Origin of the sequence: Williamsia sp. (genome assembly GCF_016462415.1) — a bacterium.
Classification (GTDB): domain Bacteria; phylum Actinomycetota; class Actinomycetes; order Mycobacteriales; family Mycobacteriaceae; genus Williamsia_A.
Window position 1 is genome coordinate 1 of record NZ_JAEMTF010000171.1, and the last position, 4,854, is coordinate 4,854.

Consider the following 4,854-nt stretch of genomic DNA (forward strand, 5'->3'; position numbering starts at 1 on the left):
GAGCTCGATCCTGTTGACCTCCGGGAACGCCTGCGGGTCACCCTGCCCCGACGATCGATCCCCGGGATCATCACGATCGTCGACGAGCTGCCACGCACCCGCGGCGGCAAACTCGATCGATCCGCGCTCGCCGTCTCCCCGGTTGCCACCGCCGCCACCGGCGCCGCGCCGTCGACCGCGCACGAGCTCGCCGTGGCCAAGGTGTGGTCGGAGGTCATCGGGATCCCCGCCGAGCGCATCGACACCGCGTCGGACTTCTTCGCGCTCGGCGGGACGTCGCTGTCCGCCACACGCGCGACCGCACGCCTGCGCGAACACACGGGGAGACCGATCAGTGTGCGCCAGCTCTTCGACGCCAGGTCGGTGCGGTCGGTGGCCGCGCTGCTGGACTCGCTCGACGAGGTCGCGCCCACGACCCCACCCGAACACCTGCCGGTGCCGGACGACCTGCCGCTGTCGTATCCGCAACGGCGCCTGTGGATCCTGAACCGGATCGACGTCGCCTCGACGGCCTACACGGTGCCCGTCGTCCTGCGTATCCGTGGCGCGCTCGATGTCGAGGGGCTGCGCACCGCCGTCGCCGAGATCCCGGCCCGACACGACAGCCTCCGCACCGTCTACCCCGACACCCCCGACGGACCGCGTCAGGTGGTGCTCGCGGTGGAGGACCTCGGTACGGTCGCTCTGCGACGGGTGCCGGTCGAGTCGGCGGAGGCGGTCATCGCCGAGATCGTGTCGGCTCCTTTCGATCTCGTTGCCGAACCAGGCTTTCGCGCCGAGATCCTCGAGGTCGCCGGCTCCGACGAATGGCTGCTCGTCATCGCGATGCATCACGTCGCCGTGGACGGGTGGTCGATGCGCACGGTGCTCGACGAGCTCGTCGCGGCCTACCTCGACGGACCCGGCCGCGATCGTGCCACCGACCTCACCTACACCGACTTCACCCAGTGGCAGCTGCGTCGGCTCGGCGACCCGGAGGATCCGACGTCGCAGTGGGCACGGCACCTGGGGTTCTGGACCGACACCCTGGCCGGAGTGGGTGATCCGATCCGACTCCCGCACACGAACGCCTCCGGATCAGGCACCGGGCGGGGTGGGCGCATCCACACCGAACTCGACGACGACCTGGTCGCAGCCCTGCACCGGGTCGCGGCCGGCGAGTCGGCCACGCTCTTCCACCTCGCGCACGCCGCCCTGGCGACGGTGATCGGCCAGTGGACCGGTCGCCACGACCTCGTCATCGGCGCGCCTGTCCTCGGGCGCACCGACCCGGCGTGGGAACCGGTGGTCGGGATGTTCGTCAACACCCTGCCGTTGCGCACCGTCCTCGACCCGGATGCGACGATCTCCGACACGCTGCGCCGCGTCCGCGACACCGACCTGGCCGCCACCGCCCACGACGAGATCCCCTACGACGCGGTCGCGCGTGCGGTCCGCCCCGGCCACCACGGCCGTTCCGACCCGCTGATCTCGGTGCTGCTGGTCCAGCAGGAGATCGGTGCCGTGCTGGGCGGGCGCCTCGACCTCCCGATCGACGGGGTGCAGGTCGAACTCGCCGGATCGCCGGAGCTGCTGGTGGGCGCCAAGTTCGACGTCGAGGTCGTCTTCGGTCGGCTGCCGGGGGACCCGCTCGGCATCACCGTGATCCACTCCGGCGCGGTGCCGGGATCGGTCGCCGGGCGCCTGCTCGACGACTACGTCGCCACCCTGGCCGCCGTCGCCGACGACCCGCGGCGCCCGTTCCCGCGCCTCGACGGGGTCGCCGCGTCGACCACCCCGGCCACCGTCCCGGCCGAGTCACCCGAGGCCGAGTTCACCGCCGATTCCGCGCTGGCGCACACGGTTCGCGCCGCCATGGCCGACGTGCTGCATCTCGACCCCGCCGCCCTCGAGCTCGACGACGACTTCTTCGCGCTCGGCGGCACCTCGCTCTCGGCGACGCAGGTGGTCTCGATCATCGGGCGCGAACTCGGTCGGCCGGTGTCGGTGGGTGCCCTGTTCGACGCCTCGTCCCCGCGCGGACTGGCCCGCGCCGTCGCGACCGACGTCACCTCGGGCCGCCCGCAGCCACCCCCGCTCGACGCCGTCGCGGTCCCACGCCGATCCGACCCGGTCCCGCTGACCTCGGCGCAGCGCCGGATGTGGTTCGTCGACCAACTCTCCGACGGCAGATCGGGTGCCGTGGTGCCGCTGGCCGTCCCGGTCCCACCCGGCCTCGCCGACCATCGCGTCCGGGCCGCGTTGCGTGCGGTGGCCGATCGTCACGTCCCGCTGCGGTCGATCTATCCCGATTCGCCGAACGGCCCGGTGGCCGTGGCGTTGCCGACCTTCACACCCCCGCTCACCGTGGTCGGGGCGGTCGGGGACGCGAACGCGGCCATCGCCACCGCGGTCGGCGCCGGGTTCGACATCACGCTGCTGCCACCGATCCGCGGCGTCCTGATCGGCGCCGGAGACCACCGGATGTTGGTGGTGGTCGTGCACCACGTCGCGATGGACGGGCAGTCGGTGCCGATCCTCTCCGCCGACCTCTCCACGGCGATGTCGGGGGAGTGGCTGGCACCGCTCGACATCGGCTATCCCTCGGTGGCCGTGTGGGAATCGACCATCCCGGCCGATGTCCGCTCCGACGAGCTCGCGGCGTGGCGTACTGCGCTGGCGGGCTACCCCGGGGTGGTGGACCTGCCCACCGACCGCCCACGCGGCGTCCACCGATCCACCGAGACGACGACCCTCACCGTCGACCTCGGATCACAGTCGAGTGATGTCCGCCGGACCGCGCGGACCGTCGGGCTCACCGAGTTCCACGTCCTGCACGCCGCGCTGGCCGTCACCCTCGGATCGTGGGCGGGCGTCGACGATGTCGCCATCGGGGCACCGGCATCGCTGCGCCGTCACCCCGAGACCGCCGACATGGTCGGCATGTTCACGTCCACCGTCGTGCTGCGCACCGAGATGCCCGCCGGGATCGGCCTCCTCGACTTCCTGTACCGAGTCCGTGACACCGACGTCGCCGCGCTCGACCACACCCTCGTCGGCTTCGACGAGATCGTCGCCGTCGCCAACCCACCACGCGACGCCGGCCGCCATCCGCTGGTGCAGGTGATGTTGTCACTCGTTCCGGAGACCGACGTCGGCTCGGCGGGTCTCGAGCTCGGCGACGCACACGCCCCCAGCCCCCACTCCGAGTTCGACCTGCAGCTGACCGTGTCGGGCTCGTCGGGCCGACTCACGGCCGCGTTCGTGTACGCGACAGAGCTGTTCGATCGCACCACCATCGAGAACCTCGCTGATCAATGGCGGCGGGCGTTGACCCAGATCGCCTCGCTTGTGGCCGATCCCGGCTCGACAGACGTGCCGCTCGACCTTATCGACCTGCGCTCCGACGACGAGGTACGCGCACAGACCGAACTGGCATCGGTCTGGTCGACATCACTGCCGATGACGCTCGGCGACGTCTTCGCCGGTGCGGTCCGCACCCATCCCGATGCCGTCGCGTTAGACGACGGCGTGCAGACCCTCACCTATACCGACCTCGATGGCTGGTCGGCGGCGGTGGCCGACGATCTGCGCGCGCACGGCGTCGGCCCCGGTGACCCGGTGGCCGTCGCGCTGTCGCGGTCGGTGGAATCGGTGGTGGCCCTGTGGGCGGTCGCGCGCGTCGGTGCCGTGTACGCGCCCATCGATCCGCGGCAACCGGAGGACCGCGTCCGCCGCATACTCGACATCACCGCCCCGCGAGCGGGCGTCGTCGGTCCGGTCGAGAACCGAGCGCTGACCACGCGGATCGACATGGCGCTGCTGCGGGTGCCGCCACGGCCGACCCACCCGACGGGGGTCGCCGGGTGGGCGCCGGTGCCGTTCGACTCCGTCGCGTACGTCGTCTTCACCTCGGGCAGCACCGGAGTACCCAACGCGGTCTCGGTCACCCATCGCGGGCTCGCGCTGTACGGCGGCGCGGACGTGTTCGGGCTGGGGACCACCGACCGGGTCGCCCACATGGCCACGCCCACGTTCGACGCCGCACTCCTGGAGATCCTGCTCGCGACCGCGGCGGGCGCCACGCTGGTGGTCATCGCGCCCGATCGCGTCGGTGGATCCATCGGCACCGCCGAGCTGATGGTGCGCGACGTCAGCGCGATGTTCATCACGCCGGCCGTACTGGCCACGCTCGACCCGAAACCGCTTGTTGCCGTGCGGACGATCTGGGTCGGCGGCGACGTCGTTCCCGCGGATCTGGTGCGGACCTGGAACTCCGGTCGGCGCATCGAGGTGGTCTACGGACCCACCGAGGCCACCATGGTGGCCACCCATCGGCCGATACCGGCGTCGACGACCACCCCCGACGCCGTGATCGGCGACGCGTTCGACACCCTCGGCACCGCGGTCCTCGACACCCATCTGCGGCCCGTCCCCGACGGTGTGACCGGTGAGCTGTACCTGTTCGGACCCGCACTGGCCCAGGGATATCACCGTGCCGACCTCACCGCCGCACGATTCGTCGCCACCGCCGACGGATCCCGGATGTATCGCACCGGAGACCTGGTGCGCCGCACCGCCGGGGGACTTCAGTTCCGCGGACGCACCGACGCCCAACGCCAGATCCGAGGGCTGCGTGTCGAACCCGGTGAGGTCGACGCGGTCCTCATCGACTGTGGTGCCACCCGGTCCGCGACGATCGTGGTCCACGGCCCGGTCGGTGACGTGCTCGTCTCGTACGTGGTCGGCGACACCGCGGGGACCGACCTGCGAGCCGCTGCCGCCGTGCGTCTGCCCGCGCACATGGTCCCGGCCCAGATCATCGCGATGACCGCGCTGCCACTCACCCCGAACGGCAAGCTCGACGTGCCCGCC

The 4,854-nt window shown here is 71.7% G+C and carries 1 protein-coding gene; it reads left to right on the forward strand.

Going from position 1 to position 4,854, the window contains the following annotated elements; translation table 11 throughout:
• Positions 1-4,854 (forward strand): condensation domain-containing protein (locus JHC79_RS22585; RefSeq protein WP_296395121.1); only part of this gene is annotated, 4,854 nt, incomplete at both ends.